The organism is Comamonas sp. DB36 (assembly GCF_057914905.1).
The window spans coordinates 49,466-68,426 of record NZ_CP196633.1; the positions used below are offsets into that span (position 1 = coordinate 49,466).

General features: G+C 66.2%; 18 protein-coding genes. 13 read left to right on the forward strand and 5 right to left on the reverse strand.

Going from position 1 to position 18,961, the window contains the following annotated elements; translation table 11 throughout:
* The first annotated feature begins 63 nt into the window (after positions 1-63).
* Both ACSVDO_RS24670 and ACSVDO_RS24675 read left to right on the forward strand, forming a co-directional pair.
* Positions 64-1,044: a bile acid:sodium symporter family protein gene (locus ACSVDO_RS24670; protein WP_489597712.1), complete on the forward strand. Its 981-nt coding sequence runs from the start codon at positions 64-66 to the stop codon at positions 1,042-1,044.
* Between the two features lie 4 nt (positions 1,045-1,048).
* The gene (locus ACSVDO_RS24675; RefSeq protein WP_489597713.1) at positions 1,049-1,927 is read left to right on the forward strand and encodes a universal stress protein; all 879 of its coding nucleotides are present in this window, start codon (positions 1,049-1,051) and stop codon (positions 1,925-1,927) included.
* A gap of 97 nt (positions 1,928-2,024) precedes the next feature.
* Here ACSVDO_RS24675 and ACSVDO_RS24680 read toward each other — a convergent pair whose 3' ends face one another.
* Positions 2,025-2,720 carry a FadR/GntR family transcriptional regulator gene (locus ACSVDO_RS24680; protein ID WP_489597714.1) on the reverse strand — a complete coding sequence of 232 codons (696 nt, stop codon included), beginning with the start codon at positions 2,718-2,720 and terminating at the stop codon, positions 2,025-2,027.
* Between the two features lie 184 nt (positions 2,721-2,904).
* Here ACSVDO_RS24680 and ACSVDO_RS24685 point away from each other — a divergent pair, with 184 nt between their 5' ends.
* From ACSVDO_RS24685 to ACSVDO_RS24730, 10 genes are all read left to right on the forward strand, one after another.
* The gene (locus ACSVDO_RS24685; protein WP_489597715.1) at positions 2,905-3,588 is read left to right on the forward strand and encodes an amino acid ABC transporter permease; all 684 of its coding nucleotides are present in this window, start codon (positions 2,905-2,907) and stop codon (positions 3,586-3,588) included.
* Positions 3,589-3,601: 13 nt separating this feature from the next.
* The gene (locus tag ACSVDO_RS24690; RefSeq protein WP_332538444.1) at positions 3,602-4,252 is read left to right on the forward strand and encodes an amino acid ABC transporter permease; all 651 of its coding nucleotides are present in this window, start codon (positions 3,602-3,604) and stop codon (positions 4,250-4,252) included.
* Positions 4,236-4,964: an amino acid ABC transporter ATP-binding protein gene (locus tag ACSVDO_RS24695; protein ID WP_489597716.1), complete on the forward strand. Its 729-nt coding sequence runs from the start codon at positions 4,236-4,238 to the stop codon at positions 4,962-4,964. Before ACSVDO_RS24690 ends, ACSVDO_RS24695 begins: the two co-directional genes overlap by 17 nt.
* Before the next feature lie 36 nt (positions 4,965-5,000).
* Positions 5,001-5,768 (forward strand): transporter substrate-binding domain-containing protein, encoded by a 768-nt coding sequence (locus tag ACSVDO_RS24700; RefSeq protein WP_332538441.1) that lies wholly within the window; start codon positions 5,001-5,003, stop codon positions 5,766-5,768.
* 60 nt (positions 5,769-5,828) lie between these two features.
* Complete coding sequence (locus tag ACSVDO_RS24705; RefSeq protein WP_332538440.1) at positions 5,829-6,839, forward strand: zinc-binding alcohol dehydrogenase family protein; 1,011 nt, start codon at positions 5,829-5,831, stop codon at positions 6,837-6,839.
* Positions 6,840-6,844: 5 nt separating this feature from the next.
* Positions 6,845-7,990, forward strand: a complete 1,146-nt coding sequence (locus ACSVDO_RS24710) for a mannitol dehydrogenase family protein (RefSeq protein WP_489597717.1) — start codon at positions 6,845-6,847, stop codon at positions 7,988-7,990.
* A 47-nt stretch (positions 7,991-8,037) separates the two neighbouring features.
* A complete protein-coding gene (locus ACSVDO_RS24715) occupies positions 8,038-9,576 on the forward strand; it encodes a UxaA family hydrolase (protein ID WP_489597718.1) in 1,539 nt (512 codons plus the stop codon).
* The gene (locus ACSVDO_RS24720; protein ID WP_489597719.1) at positions 9,576-10,535 is read left to right on the forward strand and encodes a sugar kinase; all 960 of its coding nucleotides are present in this window, start codon (positions 9,576-9,578) and stop codon (positions 10,533-10,535) included. The genes ACSVDO_RS24715 and ACSVDO_RS24720 overlap by 1 nt, the downstream gene beginning before the upstream one ends.
* A gap of 6 nt (positions 10,536-10,541) precedes the next feature.
* Entirely contained in the window at positions 10,542-11,186 is a 645-nt protein-coding gene (eda, locus tag ACSVDO_RS24725) for a bifunctional 4-hydroxy-2-oxoglutarate aldolase/2-dehydro-3-deoxy-phosphogluconate aldolase (protein WP_489597720.1), read from the forward strand.
* 319 nt (positions 11,187-11,505) lie between these two features.
* A complete protein-coding gene (locus ACSVDO_RS24730; RefSeq protein ID WP_489597721.1) occupies positions 11,506-13,167 on the forward strand; it encodes a tannase/feruloyl esterase family alpha/beta hydrolase in 1,662 nt (553 codons plus the stop codon).
* 209 nt (positions 13,168-13,376) lie between these two features.
* On the opposite strand, the gene ACSVDO_RS24735 is transcribed toward ACSVDO_RS24730, so the two are convergent.
* A complete protein-coding gene (locus ACSVDO_RS24735) occupies positions 13,377-13,802 on the reverse strand; it encodes a VOC family protein (protein ID WP_489597722.1) in 426 nt (141 codons plus the stop codon).
* A gap of 115 nt (positions 13,803-13,917) precedes the next feature.
* On the opposite strand from ACSVDO_RS24735, the gene ACSVDO_RS24740 reads away from it, so the two are divergent.
* A complete protein-coding gene (locus ACSVDO_RS24740; protein WP_332538430.1) occupies positions 13,918-14,598 on the forward strand; it encodes a helix-turn-helix transcriptional regulator in 681 nt (226 codons plus the stop codon).
* A 275-nt stretch (positions 14,599-14,873) separates the two neighbouring features.
* Here ACSVDO_RS24740 and ACSVDO_RS24745 read toward each other — a convergent pair whose 3' ends face one another.
* The 3 genes from ACSVDO_RS24745 to ACSVDO_RS24755 all read right to left on the reverse strand — a co-directional run bounded on the left by ACSVDO_RS24745 (position 14,874) and on the right by ACSVDO_RS24755 (position 18,836).
* Complete coding sequence (locus ACSVDO_RS24745; RefSeq protein ID WP_489597723.1) at positions 14,874-16,523, reverse strand: AMP-binding protein; 1,650 nt, start codon at positions 16,521-16,523, stop codon at positions 14,874-14,876.
* A gap of 2 nt (positions 16,524-16,525) precedes the next feature.
* The gene (locus ACSVDO_RS24750) at positions 16,526-17,299 is read right to left on the reverse strand and encodes a nitroreductase (protein WP_489597724.1); all 774 of its coding nucleotides are present in this window, start codon (positions 17,297-17,299) and stop codon (positions 16,526-16,528) included.
* 196 nt (positions 17,300-17,495) lie between these two features.
* On the reverse strand, positions 17,496-18,836 hold the full coding sequence (locus ACSVDO_RS24755) for an MFS transporter (protein WP_489597725.1): 1,341 nt from the start codon (positions 18,834-18,836) through the stop codon (positions 17,496-17,498).
* Positions 18,837-18,961 lie beyond the last annotated feature (125 nt).

An 18,961-nucleotide genomic window follows, 5' to 3' on the forward strand; every position in this document is an offset into this window, starting at 1 on the left:
AGCGTTAGCCGGTAATTCTACGCGGCGCTACATTCCAGCCTCATCTTGAATGGGGGTCGGATCATGAGAATACTCAGAACGCTTTTTGACAACTTCACCCTGGCCTTGCTGGCCGTGATGCTCGCGGCAACGGTGCTTCCCTGCGAGGGCTATGGGGCGGTGTTTTTTGAAACCCTCACGTCGCTGGCCATAGGCTTGCTGTTCTTTCTTCACGGAGCGCGGCTGTCGCCGCAGAACGTACGCAGCGGCGCAAGCCACTGGCGACTGCATGCACTGGTCTTCTTCTGCACCTTCGTGATGTTTCCGCTCATCGGCCTGGCCCTCAAGCCCATCGTCTCGCCGCTGGTGGGCCGGGAACTCTACGTGGGCCTGCTGTACCTCTGCGCGCTGCCCGCGACCGTGCAGTCGGCCATTGCCTTCACTTCGCTGGCGCGCGGGAACGTGCCTGCCGCGATCTGCAGTGCGGCCGCATCCAGCCTGCTGGGCATCTTCCTGACGCCGCTGCTGGTCTATCTGCTGGTGGGCGTCGAAGGCGCCGCTGTCGGGCTGCAGGCCGTGCTCAAGATCGTTCTGCAACTGCTCGCACCGTTCGTGCTGGGACAGATGGCGCGGCGCTGGATCGCCGGCTGGGTCGAAAGGCGCCGCGGCTGGCTCAGGTTCGTCGACCAGGGCTCGATCCTGCTGGTGGTGTACACGGCCTTCAGCGAGGCCACGGTCTTCGGGCTGTGGCATTCCGTGCCCCTGCAAAAGCTCGCGCTGCTCGGCGTGGTCTGCTGCGCATTGCTGGCCCTGGTGCTGTGGCTGACCCAGGCGCTGGCGAAGCGTTTTGGTTTTTCCATCGAGGACCGTATCACCATCCTCTTTGCCGGCTCGAAGAAAAGCATGGCCACGGGCGTTCCCATGGCGCAGATCCTCTTTTCGGGCGGCGCTGTGGGGGCCGTCATCCTGCCGCTGATGCTTTTCCATCAGATCCAGCTGATGGTCTGCGCGCTGCTCGCGCAGCGCTATGCCCGACGGGTCGGCGCCGCTCCCGTGGAGGCATGAGGTCATGGGCATGCAGCTTCAGGGCATTCTTGCGGCGGTGGATATGTCGCCGACCTCCGCCGCCGTGGTCGCGCGCGCGGCCGTGATCGCAGCCAGGCATGGCGTAGGGCTCAAGTTGATCGACGCCAGCGCGCTGTGCGCGGGCTCGCCGGCGGCGCAGCCCCTGGACTTGGCCGCACTTGCAAGGCAGGCCGCCGACCGCTTCGATGTGCGTGTGGAAGTGCTCGAAGAGCGTGCCGCAAGCGTGGCCCAGATTGTCCGCGAAGCGGGGCATCAATGCCTCATCGTGTTGCCGCACGAGCCGCGCGTGCGGCTGCGCTCGCTGTGGCGCGGCTCTCTTGCGGACCAGCTTTTGCGCCTTTGCGCCAGCCCCGTGCTGGTCATCAAGAGCGCGGTAGTCGCGCAAGCGCGTTACCAGCGCGTGCTGGTCGCGGTGGACCTGACGCCCACCGCCCGCGACCTGGTGACGATCGCCGGCCAGCTGGACGACCAGAGCGCGCTGCAGATCTTCCACGCGATACGTCCCTTGCACCCCAATCCGCTGCGCAACGCGGAAGTACCCCAGCGCATCATGAAGGCCTATCTGGCACGCAGAAAGCTGGAGGCGCAGGAGCAATTGCTGGAGATTGCCAGTGCCGCCTTGAAGTGCCAGAAGCGCGTGCAGACCGTCTTTTGCGAAGGCGAGCCGGCGCGGCACGCGGCGGTACAACAGTCCCATGCAAAAGCCGGCCTGGTGGTCGTTGGCAAGCGGCGCCATTCTGCGCTGCCGGATGCGGCGTGTTGCGGCGTGGCGAAGCGAATCATGGCCTGGTGTGACGCTGACATCCTGGTCGTCCCCTTGGATCGCGCTGAGCCAAGCGGTCGATTGGCAGAAATGGCCTGACAAGACGAGCGATTTGGTCAGGCCAGTTTTTAGTTTCCAGAAATTGGCCTGACAGTTTTGCGTGCAATCATGGCCTCGCAGGCCTGACCACACGCCGTCAGGGCGTGACCCAGCGCTCTGCCGCCGCGCGAATGTGGGAGCGTATTGCCGCCTCCGCCGCCAGCGGATCGCGCGACTGCAGGCAGCGCAGGATCTGCTCATGCTCGTGCAAGGCGGCATTCCACACCGGCTCGCCCTCGAGCAGCGTTCGCATGTGGCTTGCCAGCGGTTCGCGGCGCATGTCGAACAGCGTGCCGACCAGTCCGACCATCACCGAATTGCCGGTCATCTCGGCAATGCGCACATGGAATTCGCGGTCATGGTCGAGCACGTCGCGGCCGGCGGCGATGTCGGCGCGCATGCTCTCCACGCTGTCCTGCACCCGCGCCAGGCCCTGCGGCGTGGCATGCACGCAGGCTTGCACGATCACCGCCCCCTCGAAGGCGGCGCGCGCATGCATCACCTCGACAGGGCTCTCACCCATGAAGGACGGCAGACGGTTGCGCCACATGCCGCGCTGGCATACGTAGACCCCCGAGCCCATGCGGATCTCCACCTGCCCTTCGATCTCCAGCGCAATCAGCGCCTCGCGCAAGGAAGGCCGGGATACGCCCAGCTGCTGGGCCAGTTCGCGCTCGGGCGGCAGGCGCTGACCTTCCTTGAAGTCGCCCTGCTGTATCAGCAGGCGCACCTTGTCGGCAATCAACTGGTAGAGACGCCGCGAGGCGTCGGTCGGCTTGAAGGATTCGTCCATTCGGAGATCAAGAGTGAGTACGGTTTCAGGGTAGCAGGCAACAGGCCTGCCACCGAGTATCGGCCTTACCAATTGCCCGCGACTCAGGGTAAATACGGTAAGGCCAAATTCTCGCATAGGTTAAATTGGCCTGACCAGATTCCAACAACAGACAAGCGGTTGCGACCGAGCACGGATCCCCACCTTGAAATACGACTTCGACTTCAGCGCCCCGCTGGCCTATTGGCCTGACCTGCTGGCCGGCGCCTGGACCACCCTCTCCCTGTCCCTGGCCTCCACCTTCTTCGGCTTCCTGCTGGGCGTGTTCTGCGCGCTGGCGAGCACCGGACGCAGCCTGTGGCTGGCGCGCGTGGCCACCGTCTACATCGAGGTGATACGCAACACACCGCTGCTGGTCCAGGTCTTCATCGTGTATTTCGGGCTGTCCTCGCTGGGCCTGCAGGTGGGCGCGTTCACCGCGGCCACCGTGGCCCTGGTGGTCAACGTGGGCGCCTACACCAGCGAGATCGTGCGCGCCGGCGTGGAGTCGATCCCCAAGGCCCAGCTGGAAGCCGCCGAGACCCTGGGCCTGAGCCGCTGGCAGACGCTGCGCCACGTGGTGCTGCCGCCGGCCATCGAGCGCGTGTTCCCGGCGCTCACCAGCCAGTATGTGCTGCTGATGCTGGCTTCCTCGATCTGCTCGCAGATTTCCGCCGAAGAGCTGACGGCTGTGGCCAACCGCATCCAGTCCGACACCTTCCGCTCGGTCGAGACCTATGTGCTGGTGGCCGGCGCCTATCTGCTGATGTCGCTGGTGATGCGCGCCGTGTTCTGGCTGGTGGCGATGGTCGCCTTCCCCCGCCTGCGCCGCATCGGCACACCGCTTTGAACGGAGCAGCGCCATGGGATTCCTCAACGCCGCACATATGCAATTTCTGTTCGACGGCCTGCTGTGGACCGTCGGGCTGTCGCTGATCGCCTTTGCCGGCGGCGGCGCCCTGGGCTTTCTGGTGGCGCTGGGCGCCTCCTACGGGCCGCGCTGGTCGCGCCTTCTGGTCTCGCTGTACGTCAAGCTGATCCAGGGCACGCCGCTGCTGGTGCTGCTGCCGCTGGTGTATTTCGGCCTGCCGTCGCTGGGCTTCAACATCGCGCCGCTGGCCGCGGCCGGCATCGCGCTGTCGGTCTATGTGTCGGCCTATCTGGGCGAGATCTGGCGCGGCTGCCTGGCATCGGTGCCGCGCACCCAGTCCGAAGCTGCCGAATGCCTGGCGCTGCGCTGGCACCAGCGGGTGCTGCACGTGCTGCTGCCGCAGGCCATCAAGATCGCCACGCCGCCCACCGTGGGCTTCATGGTGCAGATCGTGAAGAACACTTCGCTGGCCTCGGCCATCGGTTTCGTCGAGCTGGCCCGCGCGGGCCAGATCATCAACAACTCCACTTTCGAGCCCTTCGTCATCTTCATGATCGTCGCGGCCCTGTACTTCGCCCTGTGTTATCCGCTGTCGGTGCTGAGCCGCCGCCTGGAGAGGAGCTTCCATGTCGCAAATCGTTGAGGTCAAAAACATCTCCAAGTGCTTCGGCAGCACGCGGGTGCTGGAGGACGTGTCCTTCACCGTCAAGAAGGGCTCGGTGGTGGCCATCATCGGCCAAAGCGGCTCGGGCAAGAGCACCGCGCTGCGCTGCATAGACCGGCTGGAAACCGTGGACCAGGGCCATATCCGCGTCTGCGGCCACGAGGTGACCGCGCCCGGCCTGGACCTGCACCAGTTGCGCCGCGACGTAGGCATCGTGTTCCAGAGCTACAACCTGTTTCCCCACCTCACGGTGGAGGAAAACATCATGCTCGCGCCGCGGCTGGTGCAGAAGGTAAAGAAAGCCGAGGCGCGCGAGCGCGCCCATCAGGTGCTGGCCCAGGTGGGACTGGCCGAAAAGGCCGGCAACTATCCCTCGCAGCTCTCGGGCGGCCAGCAGCAGCGCGTGGCGATTGCGCGCTCGCTGGCCATGCAGCCGCAGCTGATGCTGTTTGACGAAGTCACCTCCGCGCTCGACCCCCAGCTCACCGGCGAGGTGCTGCGCGTGATGGAGAAACTCGCCGCCGGCGGCATGACCATGATTCTGGTGACCCACGAGATGGCCTTTGCGCGCAAGGTCGCGCACGAGGTGATCTTCATGCACAAGGGCCGCGTCTGGGAGCACGGCCCGGCCTCCATCCTCGACCACCCCGAAACCACCGAGCTGCGCGACTTCGTCGGCAACGGCCTCTGATTCCCGCCCCCCCGTTCCACCACAAAGGAGACAACCATGAAAAAAACGACGCTGAGATTCGCCACCGTGGCCGCCGCCGCCGTCCTGCTGCTGGGCACGGGCGCTGCCCGCGCCGACCTGCTCAAGGACATTCGCGAAGCCAAGAAGATCCGCATCGCGCTGGACACGGGATCGCCGCCCTACGGCTTCGTCAACGAAGCCATGAAGCCCGTGGGCTCCGATGTGGAGACCGCCCAGATGCTGGCCCAGGACCTGGGCGTGGCGCTGGAGATCGTGCAGACCACCAGCCCCAACCGCATTCCCTTCCTGCAGACCGGCAAGGCCGACATCGTGGTGGCCTCGCTGTCGGTGACTCCCGAGCGCGAGAAGGTGATTGACTTCTCCACGCCCTACGCCCAGATCCTGGCCGTGGTCGCCGGCCCCAAGGACCTGGCCATCAATGGCTTTGACGACCTCAAGGGCAAGCGCGTGGCCACCACCCGCGGCTCGAACAACGACAAGGTGGTGACGACCGGCGCCAAGGATGCACAGATCGTGCGCTTCGACGACGACGCCACCCTGGTCACCGCCGCGGTCAGCGGCCAGGCCAGCATCATCGCCACCTCGCCGGCCATCGTCAGCACCGTGCTGCAGAAGGCCCCGCAAAAGGACATGGTCACCAAGTTCACCATGTCCACCGTGCCGCTGGGCATAGGCCTGCGCAAGAACGAGCCCGAACTCAAGGCCTGGATCAACGACTGGGTCACCAAGAACACCGCCAACGGCAAGCTGGTCGCCATCTACAAGAAGTACCACGGCTCCTGAAGCGAGCCTGCGCATCCCCGCCGGCTCGCCGGCCCCACTCCCAAGCCCCCTGGAACCACCATGCTGACCGTCATCTGTGAAACCCCTGGCAATCTGCGCGCCGAGCAACGTGAGCGCCCCCTTCGCGGCGAAGGCGAAGTGCTGCTGCGCGTCAAGCGCGTGGGGGTGTGCGGCACCGACCTGCACATCTTCACCGGCAACCAGCCCTTTTTGCAGTATCCCCGGGTCATGGGCCACGAGCTGTCGGGCGTGATCGAAGAGGCCGTGCCCGGCGGCCGGCTGCAGGTGGGCGATGTCTGCTACGTCATGCCCTATCTGTCGTGCGGTACCTGCGTGGCCTGCCGGCAGGGCAAGACCAACTGCTGCGTCAACATCCAGGTGCTGGGCGTGCACCGCGACGGCGCCTTCACCGAGTACCTGTCGCTGCCCGAAGCCTTTGTGCACAAGGTCGAGGGCGTGACGCTGGACCAGGCGGCCATGGTCGAATTTCTGGCGATTGGCGCGCACGGCGTGCGCCGCGGCGACGTGAAGCCCGGCCAGCGCGTGCTGGTGGTCGGAGCCGGCCCCATAGGCATGGCGGCGATGATCTTCGCCAAGGCGCGCGGCGCCACCGTCACCGCCATTGACGGCCGCCAGGATCGCGTCGATTTCTGCCAGCGCGAGCTGGGTGTCACCCATGCCGTCACGCTGGGCGAAGGCGACAGCGACCAGCTGGCCGCCGTGACCGACGGCGAATTCTTCGACGTGGTGTTTGACGCCACCGGCAATGCCAAGGCCATAGAGCGCGGCTTCGGCTTTGTCGCCCACGGCGGCACCTATGTGCTGATCTCGGTGGTGCGCGACACCATCAGCTTCTCCGACCCCGAGTTCCACAAGCGCGAGACCACGCTGGTGGGCAGCCGCAACGCCACCACCGAGGATTTCGAGACCGTGATTGCCGCCATGCGCGACGGCCTGGTGCCCACGGCCGCACTCAACACCCACCGCATGGCGCTGGCCGACGTACCGAGCGACTTCGCCCAGCTGCTCGACCCGGCGCGCGGCGTGGTCAAGGCCATTGTCGAGGTCTGAAGAACATGGCGCAGGCGATTCTCCAGTTCGGCACCAGCCGCTTTCTGCAGGCCCATGTGGACCTGTTCGTGCACGAGGCCCTGGCCGGCGTTGCCGGTGCCGGTGAGGCGCTCGGCGGCATCACGGTGGTGCAGACCACCGACCGCGCCGACGGCGCGGCGCGCATTGCCGCGCTGGCCGCCGGCGGCGGCTATCCGGTGCGCATCCGCGGCCTCGCGGGCGGCGAGCGCATAGACCGCACCGTCATGTGCACCGCCGTGCGCGAAGCCTGGCAGGCCGGCGCCCGGTGGCCCGAACTGCGCGCTGCGGTGGCCGGCGAGGTGCAGGTCATTGTCTCCAACACCGCCGACAAGGGCTATCTGCTGGACGAACGCGACGGCCCGGCTGCGCTGCTTGCCGCCAGCGCGGCACCGCACAGTTTTCCGGCCAAGCTGCTGGTGCTGCTGCACGGCCGCTGGCAGCGCGCGCCCCAGGCAGCGCTGACGCTGCTGCCCTGCGAGCTGATAGAGCGCAACGGCGAAGTGCTGCGCGATGTGGTCGCTGGCCTGGCGCGCGACTGGCAGATGCCCACGGCATTCATCGATTGGCTGGTGCAGCACTGCGTCTGGGCCAACTCGCTGGTCGACCGCATTGTGTCCGAGGCCATAGAGCCCGTGGGCGCGGTGGCCGAGCCCTACGCGGTATGGGTGGTGGAGCGCCAGGCGCGGCTGGTCATGCCCTGCACCCATCCCTCGATCGTGCTCACCGACGACCTGGACTTCTACGAGCGCCTCAAGCTGTTCCTGCTCAACGCCGGCCACACCTGGCTGGCCGAGCGCTGGCTGAGCCAAGGCCTGCCTGCGGGCCTCACGGTGGGCGCGGCCATGGCCGACGCCGAGCTGCGTGCCGGCCTGGAAGACCTGTGGGCCGAAGAAATCCTGCCGGTGTTCGACACCCTCGGACCCGCGGCGCGCGAGCAGGCCCAGGCCTATCTGGTGGATGTGCGCGAGCGCTTTTCCAACCCCTTTCTTGACCACCGCATCGCCGACATCGCGCAAAACCATGCGCAAAAGAAGCAGCGCCGCCTGGGCCCCATCGTGGCGCTGGCGGCAGAACGCGCCCCGCAGCTGGCCCAGCCCGGCCTGAAGGCGGCGCTGGCCTCTTCCTACTGACCGTGTTTCACCTTGTTTGACCTGATCCGCCCTCCACAGCCCCGACGATGAAGCCCGAAAATTCCTCCCCGCCCCAGGCCATACAGCTGGCCGCGGCCGACAATGTCGCCGTGGCGCGCCAGGACCTGGCACCCGGCAGCACCGTGCGGCTGAATGGCCGCGCCATCACCGTGACCGAACCCATTGCCTCGGGCCACAAGCTGGCCCTGACGGCCATTGCGCGCGGCGCGGCGGTGCTCAAGTACGGCCAGGGCATAGGCGTTGCCACTGCCGACATCGCCGCCGGCCAGCATGTGCACGTGCACAACGTGGGCATGGCCGAGTCCAGCCACGCGCATGCGGCCGGCGCCGGCTACCGGCCCACGGCGCCGGCGGAAACGCCGCTGAGCTTCGAAGGCTATGTGCGCGACGACGGTCGCGTTGCCACGCGCAACTACCTGGGCGTGATCTCCAGCGTCAACTGCTCGGCCACGGTCTGCCGGCACATTGCCGAGGCGTTCAAGGGGGAAGCCCTGGCCGCCTTCCCCCATGTCGACGGCGTGGTCGCCATCACCCATGGCAGCGGCTGCGGCATGGGCGGCAACGGCGAGGGGCTGGAGCTGCTGCAGCGCACGCTGCGCGGCTATGCCAACCATCCCAATTTCGCCGGCGTGCTGGTGATAGGCCTGGGCTGCGAGGTCAATCAGATCGCCCCGCTGGTCGAGACGCTGCAGGCGCGTGCGCCCGGCATGTTTGCCGCGCTGACCATCCAGGACGAGGGCGGCACGCGCGAGGCCATTGCCCACGGCAAGCAGCTGATAGGCGAGATGCTGCAACAGGCCAACCAGGCGCGGCGCCAGACGGTGGCGCTGTCGCACCTGGCCGTGGGCCTGCAATGCGGCGGCTCGGACGGCTACTCGGGCATCACCGCCAACCCGGCCTTGGGCGCGGCCGTGGACCTGCTGGTCCGGCACGGCGGCACCGCCATCCTGTCGGAAACACCCGAGATCTATGGCGCCGAACACCTGCTGACCTACCGCGCGGCCACGCCTGCCGTGGCCGACAAGCTGCTCAAGCGGCTGTCGTGGTGGGAAGACTACGCGGCCCTGCACGGCGGCGATCTCAACAACAACCCCTCGCCCGGCAACAAGGCCGGCGGCATCACCACCATCCTGGAGAAATCCCTGGGCGCGGTCGCCAAGGCCGGCAGCAGCGGACTGATGGAGGTGCTGGAGTACGCCGAGCCGGTGCGCGCGCACGGCCTGGTGTTCATGGACACCCCGGGCTACGACCCGGTCTCGGCCACCGGCCAGGTGGCGGGCGGCGCCAACCTGATCTGCTTTACCACCGGGCGCGGCTCGACCTACGGCTGCAAGCCCACACCCTCGCTCAAGCTGGCAACCAACACGCCGATGTTCGAGCGCATGCGCCTGGACATGGACTTCGACTGCGGCGGCATTGTCGATGGCCGGCAGACCATAGAGCAAGCCGGGGCAGCCCTGCTGCAGCTGATGATCGCCACCGCCTCGGGCCAGGCCAGCAAGAGCGAGGAAAACGGTCTGGGCGACAACGAATTTCTACCCTGGCAACTTGGAGCGGTGATGTGATGGCAAGCCCGAACGACAAACTCCTGGACGTGCTCACCGTGGGCGAGCCCATGGCGCTGTTCATGGCCGCCGAGCCCGGCGAACTGCACGCCGTGCATGACTTTCGCCGCGCTGCGGCCGGCGCCGAGCTGAACGTGGCCACCGGCCTGGCGCGCCTGGGCCTGCGCACCGGCTATATCACCCGCCTGGGCGATGACTCCTTCGGGCGCTTCCTGTCCAACGAACTGGCGCGCGAAGGCATAGACCGCGGCCTGGTGCGCGTCGACGCCAGCCGGCCCACTGGCTTCATGCTCAAGACCCGGGCAGCCGACGGCAGCGATCCACAGATCGAATACTTCCGCAAAGGCTCGGCGGCCAGCGCCCTGGGCCTGGCGGACGCCCCCGAAGGCGTCTTTCCCGCGCGCCACCTGCACCTGACGGGCATCACGCCCGCGCTCTCGCCCAGCGCGCTGGAGCTGGTCTTGCATCTGGCGCGCCAAGCCCGTGCGGCCGGTGCCAGCATTTCTTTCGACCCGAATCTGCGGCCCCGCCTGTGGCCAAGCGCCCAGGCCATGGCGCAAACCATCAACGCCCTGGCGGCGCTGGCCGACATCGTCCTGCCCGGAATGTCCGAAGGCACGCAGCTCACCGGTCACACCACGCCCGAAGCGATTGCCGACTTCTACCTGGAGCGCGGCGCGCGCCAGGTGGCTGTCAAGCTCGGCCCGCAGGGCGCGTTCTACCGGCAAAAGGACGGCGCCAGCGGCATCGCCCCCGGCGTTGCGGTCGAGCGCGTGGTCGACACCGTGGGCGCGGGCGACGGCTTTGCCGTCGGCGTGGTCAGCGCCCTGCTCGAGGGCCTGGACTTGGCGGCCGCGGCCGCGCGCGGCAATGCCATTGGCGCGCGGGTGGTCGGCTTTCCCGGCGACTCCGACGGGCTGCCGACGCGCGCGCAACTCCACCTTGCTTTGACTGCCTGACCGATGATGAACACTTCTACCCCGCCACTCAGCGCCGCCGACGTGATGCGCGACGCGCCGGTGATTCCGGTGATCGTGCTGAACGACGTGCGGCAGGCCGTTCCACTGGCGCGCGCCCTGATCGCCGGCGGAATTCGCATGCTGGAAGTCACCTTGCGCACCAGCCAGGCCCTGGCATGCATAGAAGCCATCGCCAAGGAAGTGCCCGACGCCGTCGTCGGTGCCGGAACCGTGCGCAGCGCCGCCGACGCCGTCGCCGCCCATCACGCCGGCGCGCGCTTTGCGGTCAGCCCAGGATTCACCCCCGCCCTGGGGCGCCAATGCCGCGACCTCGATCTGCCGCTGCTGCCCGGCGTGGCCACCGGCAGCGAAATCATGCTGGCGCAGGAAGAAGGCTTCAAGGCGCTGAAGTTCTTCCCGGCGGTCCAGGCGGGAGGCCTTGCCATGCTCAAGGCCTGGCAAGGGCCGTTCGGCGATGTAGTCTTCTGCCCCACGGGCGGCATTCATGCCGGCAATGCCCACGAGTTCCTGGCACTGTCCAATGTCGCCTGCGTGGGCGGATCGTGGCTGGTGCCGGCGGATGCCCTGGCGCGCGGCGATTGGGATGCCATCACGTCGCTGGCGCGCGCTGCGTGTGAGTTGAGGCGTTAGAACCCAAGCGGCCAGAGGACCCGCTGTACAAGCGCAGCGCAATCCCTATCGGCATGGCCGATGAGCTTCATGGCTGGCGCGCACGGTCAAAAAAGCATCGGCATTGCTGCGGTTTGCTCCGGCTGAAGTGTTTGATGGCCTGCATGACGGTGGCAGCCTGCATCGACAGTCTCGCGAATGCCGGCGCAGCACGCGCACCACCTGCCCAAATGCCCAATGGCCTCGGACACATAGAAGTGATCGGGCATCGACCCGCGCGTTCGCTCTCCATAAAGTGCATGCCATAACGGCCACATTCGCCGTTTGGCCGGACAGCCAGATGAGCTTGTCCGTTTTCATGCATGACAAAGGAGACAACGTGGATTCACACACGACCTTGACACCTTCGCAGCGTTCCCGCGCGCACGGCAGTGACTCCGGCAGCGCGCGCGCAAGACCTGCGATGCTTTCGGCCAGTGCACTTGCCATGTGCCTGCTGCTTGCTGCATGCGGAGGCAGCGGCGGCAATGCAGGCAATGCAGATCTCACGGCCGAACAACAGTGCCAGGCACTCAAAGGCCAGAAGTATGGTGAAGCAACCATCTCCGACGCCACGTTTTCGCTGGCAACGGCGTCTATCCCCGAGAACTGCCTGGTCGTCGGCCAACTGCCCAAGGCGCTCACATTCAACATGCGATTGCCCACGCAATGGAATCAACGCATCGTCTTCACCGGCGGCGGCGGCTTCGATGGCGTGATCACCGACCCTTCCACGGACCCCAACGTCAGCCCCAACCTGGTGAAGAACGGCTATGTCACCATCGTCTCGAACCACGGCCATGACAGTGGAGGCGCGAGCCCGTTTGCGGCTGCGTCTTGGGCGCTTGATGAAGTGATGTTTGCCGACTACGCCACCGAGTCCGTGCCGCGTGTGCTCGCGTCGGCACGGCTTATATTGAAGACGCGCTATGGCGCGACCGTGGATGCGAGCAAGGCGGTGTTCGAAGGCTGCTCCGGCGGTGGTCGGCGCGCACTGATGCAGGCGCAGCGCCATCCCGAGCTGTTCGACGGAATTGTCGCGCGTGCGCCGGCAAACGCGTACAACCCGCAGTTTCTCTGGTACCAGAAGATCCACAAGCAGCTTTCCCGGCCGGGAGCAGCGTTGAGCGCCGCCAAGATAAAGACCATCTCCAACGCCGCCTATGCCAAATGCGATGCCATGGATGGGCTCGCGGACCGCATCATCGGCAGACCCGATGCCTGCCAGTTTGACCCGGTAGAGTTGCAATGCACCGGAGCGGAAAGCGACAGCTGCCTGACGCCGGTACAGGTCGAGTCGGCACGCGCTTTCTATGCGCCGACCAGCATCGCCGGTGGACGCTACACCTGGCCGGGTTTTCCAGTCGGCGGCGAAGAGGGTTCTTTCTTCACCGGGAGCGACTGGGGCGGCGCGTCGTCAAAGGGACTGATGGAGGGCTATCTGAAGTACATGGTCGCGCGCGACCCATCGATAGACCCGTTGCAACTGAAGCCCGAAGAGCATACGGCGAGGATAGACGAGCTGGTGCGCATTCTCGACGCCACCGATCCCGATCTGACGCGATTCAAGCAGCGCGGGGGCAAGATGATTCTCTGGACGGGCCAGTCGGATTGGCTGATCACGGCGAACAACGCCACGGAGTACTACGGCAAGGTGGTCGAGAAGATGGGCGGCCAGGCCGCGACCGACGAATTCCTGGAGTACTACACCGCACCAGGAGTGGGCCACTGCGCCCTCGGCAATGGCGCCGACAGTGTCGACCTGGTCGGGCCGGTATTCGAGTGGCTGGAAAAAGGCACGCCTCCAAGAAGCACCGCGATCACCGCGTCGACGCGCTATCTGCCCCCAGGCCAGGTGGCAAAGAACCGTCCACTTTGCCGCTACCCGCAATATCCGCACTATGTGGGCGGGGACCCCAACGCTGCGGCGAGCTTCGTGTGCACGCAAGCGGATAGCAAGTAACGCTTGCTTGCGGCGCTCAACGGCCGGCACACGCATCATGGGCACGCCCCCCCCTTGTGCTGCTTGAGCAGCCCAGGCGCGGACTGGCGAGCACAAGCGGACATTTGTGGCACTCATTGGATTAGGCTGGGGCGTGGAAATATTGGCGCCCATGCCTACCCATAATTTGTCATGGCGCGTTGAAACCAGCTCACAAGGCCGGACTAACCTCAGGCGGCAGCGTAGGCAACACGTACATCCAGCACCCAGACCACGCCAAACCGGTCCTTGAGCATGCCGTACAGGGGCGACCAATGCGCGGGGGCCAGCGCATGCACGATGGACGCGCCTGCCGAGAGTTTGCTCCAGAGATCTGCAATCTCCGCAGCGGTCTCGCCGCGCAGCGAGACGAAGTAGGCGTTCACGCCTGGCTGCCACGGGGTGCCCACGGCAACGTCATAGGCCATGATCCTGAAACCATTGTCCGACTCCACTTGGCCATAGGCGATGTGATGCGCGTCGGCTGGATGGTGGGCGCTTGCGGCTTGCTGGTAGGTGACCAGCATGGCCTGGCCTCCAAACACCGATTGGTAGAAATTCAGGGCCTGGCGGGCCTGGCCCTGGAAGTTGAGGTGGGCGGTGGCAATGACGGACATGGCGTTTTCTCGCGTTGGAAGCAGGATGGACTTTGGCTGGCAGATCGAAACGGGTTGCAGCGATGTGCCAGGTGATACTCTAGCCACCCCTCCTGTCAATTACTGTCAGTTGAAAATGCCCCGGCCCGACCGTCTGTTTCGCCTGCTGCAGGCATTGCGCACCCTCCCCGCTCCCGTCACCGCCCAGCGGCTGGCGCAGGAGACGGGCGTATCGGTGCGATCCATCTACCGTGATGTCGGCAGCCTGCGCGCGGCCGGTGCCGAAATCGGCGGCGAGCGTGGCTATGGCTACTGCCTGATCGAGGATGGGACGCTGCCGCCGCAGGTATTCAACCGGCTGGAGCTCGAAGCACTCGTGCTTGGCTTGACCGAGGTAAGCCATATGGGTGATCCTGCCCTGGCCCAAGCCGCCGCCGACGCTCTGGCCAAAGTCGCCGCCACCTTGCCTTCAGCAAGCCAGCAGCAGTTGCTGCACGCGGTATCGCAAGTCCATCGTTTGAACGACCGCTATCCGTGCCTGCCGCACATGCCATTCTTGCGCGAGGCTTGCTGGCGTGAAGAAGCTTTGTTGATCGATTACACGGACCTGCAGGGCCAGGAAACGCAGCGCACGATCTGGCCGCTGGCCATCGTCTATCTGGACCATATGCTGGTCGTGCTGGCCTGGTGCTGCCTGCGCCAGGGCTTTCGCAAATTTGCCGCCGCGCGCATCACCGCCGTCGAGAACACCCGAAGCAGTTTTCGTCCGCGGCGCGTGGCGTTGCTGCGCGAGTATCTGGGCCAGCTGAAAAAGTGACGTTGTAGGTTGCCAGGGAACTGGCACGCCGCGGCATCACTGCCAACACCGCGGCAGCAGGACTGCCCGAGCACATGGACCCGATGGGGGCCGGCTTGCTGCGAGCGCACAGAAAGAGGCTCAATGGAAGCAGCGGCACGCAGGCTGGCGTCGCACACCCGCGCAAGGACGCCGCGCCGGCGCCGGCGCCGGCCTGCCAGCAGTTGGGCCGCCACAGGCCCGTCGGTGGGCCGGCCCCCGGCCCACCGCCAACGCCTGCCGGCGCTGCACCGGGCTCAGGCCGAGGCCGCCAGGCGGGTGATGGCTTCGCGGCTGCCCGCCTCCTGGCGCAGCCGGAACTTCTGGATCTTGCCGGTCGCGGTCTTGGGCAGCTCGTTGAAGATCACGCGGCGCGGGCACTTGAAATGCGCCAGCCGCTGGCGGCAAAACGCAATGATCTCTTCCTCGGAGGGCGCAGCCACGCCCTGGCGCAGCTCGATGAAGACGCAGGGCACCTCCCCCCATTTCTCGTCGGGCTGGGCGACCACCGCCGCATGCAGCACCGCGGGATGCGCATGGACCACGTCCTCCACCTCGACGGAGGAAATGTTCTCGCCGCCCGAGATGATCACGTCCTTGGAACGGTCGGTGATCTGGACGTAGCCGTTGTCATGCATCACCGCCACATCGCCGGTGCGGAACCAGCCATCGGCCAGGGCCTTGCGCGTGGCCGCTTCGTTCTTGAAGTAGCCCATCATCACCGTGTTGCCGCGCAGCATCAGTTCGCCGGTCGTCTTTCCGTCCTGGGGCACGGGCGCCAGCGTCTGGGCATCGCCGACCATCAGCCCCTCGAACATCGCGGCGCGCGCGCCCTGGCACACACGCAGTTTGCCCTGTACATCGCCCGGCAGCTCGCTCCAGCCGTCCTGCCACACGCAGCTCACGGGCGTGCCCGAGACTTCCGTGATGCCGAACACATGTTCCACATCAAAGCCCATGGCCAGCACCGACTCCAGCACCGCCAGGGGCGGCGGCGAGCCCGCCGTCAGCACGCGCACCGGGCGCTCGAGCTTGCGGCTGCGCGTGTCCGCCAGCATGGCCATCACAATCGGCGCGGCGCACAGATGGTCCACCTGGTGCTGGGCTATGGCGTCGAGCACGTTGTCGGCCGACACCCGGCGCAGGCAGACATGGGTGCCGGCGGCGGCCGTGATGCCCCAGGTGAAGCACCAGCCATTGGCATGGAACATGGGCAGGGTCCACAGATAACGCGGCGCGCGCGGCATGGCCCAGTTGGTGATCTGCAGCTGGCTCATGAGGTAGGTGCCGCGATGGCTGGCGACCACCCCTTTGGGGTCGCCGGTCGTGCCCGAGGTGTAGTTCAGCGCGATCGGCTGCCATTCGTCCTCGGGCCAGACGCCCGGGAAGGCGGGGTCGCCCTCGGCCAGAAGGCTCTCGTAGTCCGTCTGCCCGATGGCCTGGCCTTCGGGCGCCAAGTGGTCGTTGATGTCGATGACTGCCGGCGGATTGTCCAGCATGGCCAGCGCCGCGCCCGCCACCGCCGCATACTCGCGGTCGACCAGCAGCAGCTTGCATTCCCCGTGGCGCAGGATGAAGGCAATGCCTTCGGCATCGAGGCGGTGGTTGATGGCGTTGAGCACCGCGCCCGACAGGGGCACGCCGAAATGCGCCTCCAGCATGGCCGGGGTGTTGGGCGCGAGCACCGACACCGTGTCGCCGACCTGGATGCCGCGGGACACCAGGGCCGAGGCCAGGCGGTAGCAGCGCTCGCGCGTCTGCGCCCAGGTCTGGGTGTGGCTGCCATGGATCACGGCCAGGCGATGGGGCTGTACCAGGGCGGCGCGGTCCAGAAAACCCAACGGCGTCAAGGGCACGTGGTTGGCGTCGCAACGCTCCAATCCTTTGGAATACGAATCTGCACTCATTTTTATGTCTCCGGCTGCTTGTCGTGGAAAGTGGTGAACGCGGACACCGGCTCACGCAGCGTGGTGAGCGAGTTTTCCACCCGGGAGTCGTCCGCATATCCCAGGCTCATGCCGCACACCAGCATCTGCCCGACCGGAATTCCCAGCAGGGAGCCGATCTTGCGGTGGAATTTGAGGAAGGCGGCCTGGGGGCAAGTGTGCAGGTTGCGGCTGCGCGCCGCCACCATCACGCTTTGCAGGAACATGCCGTAATCCAGCAGGCTGCCTTCCTGCAGCTCCCGGCTGACGGTGAAGAACAGGCCTACCGGAGCGTCGAAGAAGCGGTAGTTCCTGCCGTGCTGGGCATGCATGCGCTGCTTGTCGCCCTTGGCGATTCCCAGCAGGCCGTACAGGTCCCAGCCGACCTTGCGCCGGCGCTCGAGATAGGGGGAAAACCATTCGCGCGGATAGTAGTCGTAGGGCTCGACCAGCGCGCCGGCCTGGGCGGGATCGTCGTCCAGCTTGGCGAGTTCGGCCGAAAGATGCGCCTTGGCCGCACCGGTCACCACATGCACCTGCCACGGCTGCATGTTCATGCCGGAGGCGCTGTAGCTGGCCGTGGTCAGTATCGCCTCCACGTCTTCGCGCGCCACCGGCGTGGGCAGGAACGCCCGCACGCTGCGGCGCGAGGTGATGGCCCAGTCGACCGCATCCCGCAAGGCCTCGGCATGCACCGGGCTGGCGGCATTGCGGTCTATGGCCGCGGGGTCCTCAAGGACAAGAAGTTTCGCACTCATGGCAATCCCATATCGGCGCGGCAGCCGCGCCGCCGCGCATGTCAACAATCACAGTTTCACCGCCCCTGGTCCCCAAGCTGCGGCTTGTTCCGGGGCATCGTCTGAATCCCACTGTAGGAACAGTCAGGCCGTTCGTCTATGCCCGCAGGTCCCAACCCTGGCGGGGCCGGCGGGCAGCGGCCAACGCCAGGGCGCGTCAGTTCGCCAGCGCTCCACCTTGCTTGACGCGCGTCGAATCCGCGCGCGACTGGTTGACCAGCATCACCGCCACTGCGCCGATAACACCGGCCACGGCAATGGCCATGAAGTTCTGCTCCATGGGCAGGTCCAGCGACACCAGCCAGCCAATCAGCACGGGCGCAACGATGGCGCCGATGCGGCCCACGCCGGAGGCGAAGCCCACGCCGGTGGCCCGGTTGGCGGGCGGGTAGAAGTCACCCGCATAGGCATAGGCCAGCAGCTGGGTGCCCAGCGTGGAGGCACCGACAATGAACACCATCAGGAACAGCAGTTCGGTGGACTTGGTGAAGGCCAATGCGGTCAAGGAGATGGCGCCGACCACATAGAAACTCACCAGCACATGCTTGATGTTGAACTTGTCGCTGAGCAGCCCGCCGCCGATCGCGCCGACAATGGCCCCCACATTGAAGACAATGACGAAGTTCAATGCCGAGCCCAGGCTGTAGCCGGCCATGGCCATCAGCTTGGTCAGCCAGGAATTGAGCGCATAGACCATGAACAGGCCGGTCATGAACGCCATCCAGATCATGACGGTGCTGAAGCCGCGTCCTTCCTCGAACAGGCTGCGCACGGGGGCGCTGCGAGCCTTGTCGGCGGGCGAGCCGACAAAGACCGTGTCGGCGCGCAGATTGCGCTCGGGAGCGATCTTGCGTGCCAGGCGTGCGAGCTCCGGTTGGTCACCGCGCTTGACCAGGTTGGAAAGCGACTCCGGCATGGTCTTGAGAATGAAGGGAATCAGCAGCACCGGCAGGCCGGCGACATAGAAGACCGATTGCCAGCCGTGGCTTTCAATCAGCTGCTTGGCGGTCAGCGCCACCAGGATGCCGCCCACCGAGTAGCCGGCAAACACCATCGTGACCAGCCGGGTGCGCAGCTTGGCGGGAGCGAACTCGCCCATTTGCGCGGTCATGATGGGCAGCACGCCGCCAATGCCCAGTCCGGCAATGAAGCGCATGACGCTGAAGCTGATCGGGTCGTTGGTCAGGCCCGCGGCCGCCGTGAACAGGCTGAACAGCGCTACGCACACCGCCGTCATGCGCGGGCGGCCGATGCGGTCCGCGAGGGAGCCGAGAAAGATCGCGCCCAGCATGGTGCCGAACAGCGCCGAGCCGGCCATCACGCCGGCGCTGGTGGCATCGATGCCCATGTCTTTCATGATCGAGGGCAGCGCGGCGCCGACCACCGCCAGGTCATAGCCGTCGATGATCAAGATCAGGACGCACCAGAAAAGCACCAGACCGTGGAAGCCGTTGAAACGCGATTGCCCGGCCAAGGCATGTACATCTACCTGTTGCATGTTGTCTCCTGTCGTTGTGAATGCCGCATTGCTTGCGACTACGACGGAGATTAGGTTCAACGGGCCGGCGAAACCATGCCCGCACGCCTCGACCGGTGTGGGGTCGATGGGCAGGAGGCCTCAGC

Bases quoted from the DNA above. Each gene is read 5' to 3' on its own strand.
- ACSVDO_RS24675 (WP_489597713.1), top strand. From the start codon at position 1,049: ATGGGCATGCAGCTTCAGGGCATTCTTGCGGCGGTGGATATGTCGCCG.
- ACSVDO_RS24735 (WP_489597722.1), bottom strand. From the start codon at position 13,802: ATGTCCGTCATTGCCACCGCCCACCTCAACTTCCAGGGCCAGGCCCGC.
- ACSVDO_RS24695 (WP_489597716.1), top strand. From the start codon at position 4,236: ATGTCGCAAATCGTTGAGGTCAAAAACATCTCCAAGTGCTTCGGCAGC.
- ACSVDO_RS24715 (WP_489597718.1), top strand. From the start codon at position 8,038: ATGAAGCCCGAAAATTCCTCCCCGCCCCAGGCCATACAGCTGGCCGCG.
- ACSVDO_RS24720 (WP_489597719.1), top strand. From the start codon at position 9,576: ATGGCAAGCCCGAACGACAAACTCCTGGACGTGCTCACCGTGGGCGAG.
- ACSVDO_RS24680 (WP_489597714.1), bottom strand. From the start codon at position 2,720: ATGGACGAATCCTTCAAGCCGACCGACGCCTCGCGGCGTCTCTACCAG.
- ACSVDO_RS24690 (WP_332538444.1), top strand. From the start codon at position 3,602: ATGGGATTCCTCAACGCCGCACATATGCAATTTCTGTTCGACGGCCTG.
- ACSVDO_RS24670 (WP_489597712.1), top strand. From the start codon at position 64: ATGAGAATACTCAGAACGCTTTTTGACAACTTCACCCTGGCCTTGCTG.
- ACSVDO_RS24710 (WP_489597717.1), top strand. From the start codon at position 6,845: ATGGCGCAGGCGATTCTCCAGTTCGGCACCAGCCGCTTTCTGCAGGCC.
- ACSVDO_RS24755 (WP_489597725.1), bottom strand. From the start codon at position 18,836: ATGCAACAGGTAGATGTACATGCCTTGGCCGGGCAATCGCGTTTCAAC.
- ACSVDO_RS24730 (WP_489597721.1), top strand. From the start codon at position 11,506: ATGAGCTTGTCCGTTTTCATGCATGACAAAGGAGACAACGTGGATTCA.
- ACSVDO_RS24740 (WP_332538430.1), top strand. From the start codon at position 13,918: ATGCCCCGGCCCGACCGTCTGTTTCGCCTGCTGCAGGCATTGCGCACC.
- eda (WP_489597720.1), top strand. From the start codon at position 10,542: ATGAACACTTCTACCCCGCCACTCAGCGCCGCCGACGTGATGCGCGAC.
- ACSVDO_RS24745 (WP_489597723.1), bottom strand. From the start codon at position 16,523: ATGAGTGCAGATTCGTATTCCAAAGGATTGGAGCGTTGCGACGCCAAC.
- ACSVDO_RS24705 (WP_332538440.1), top strand. From the start codon at position 5,829: ATGCTGACCGTCATCTGTGAAACCCCTGGCAATCTGCGCGCCGAGCAA.
- ACSVDO_RS24700 (WP_332538441.1), top strand. From the start codon at position 5,001: ATGAAAAAAACGACGCTGAGATTCGCCACCGTGGCCGCCGCCGCCGTC.
- ACSVDO_RS24750 (WP_489597724.1), bottom strand. From the start codon at position 17,299: ATGAGTGCGAAACTTCTTGTCCTTGAGGACCCCGCGGCCATAGACCGC.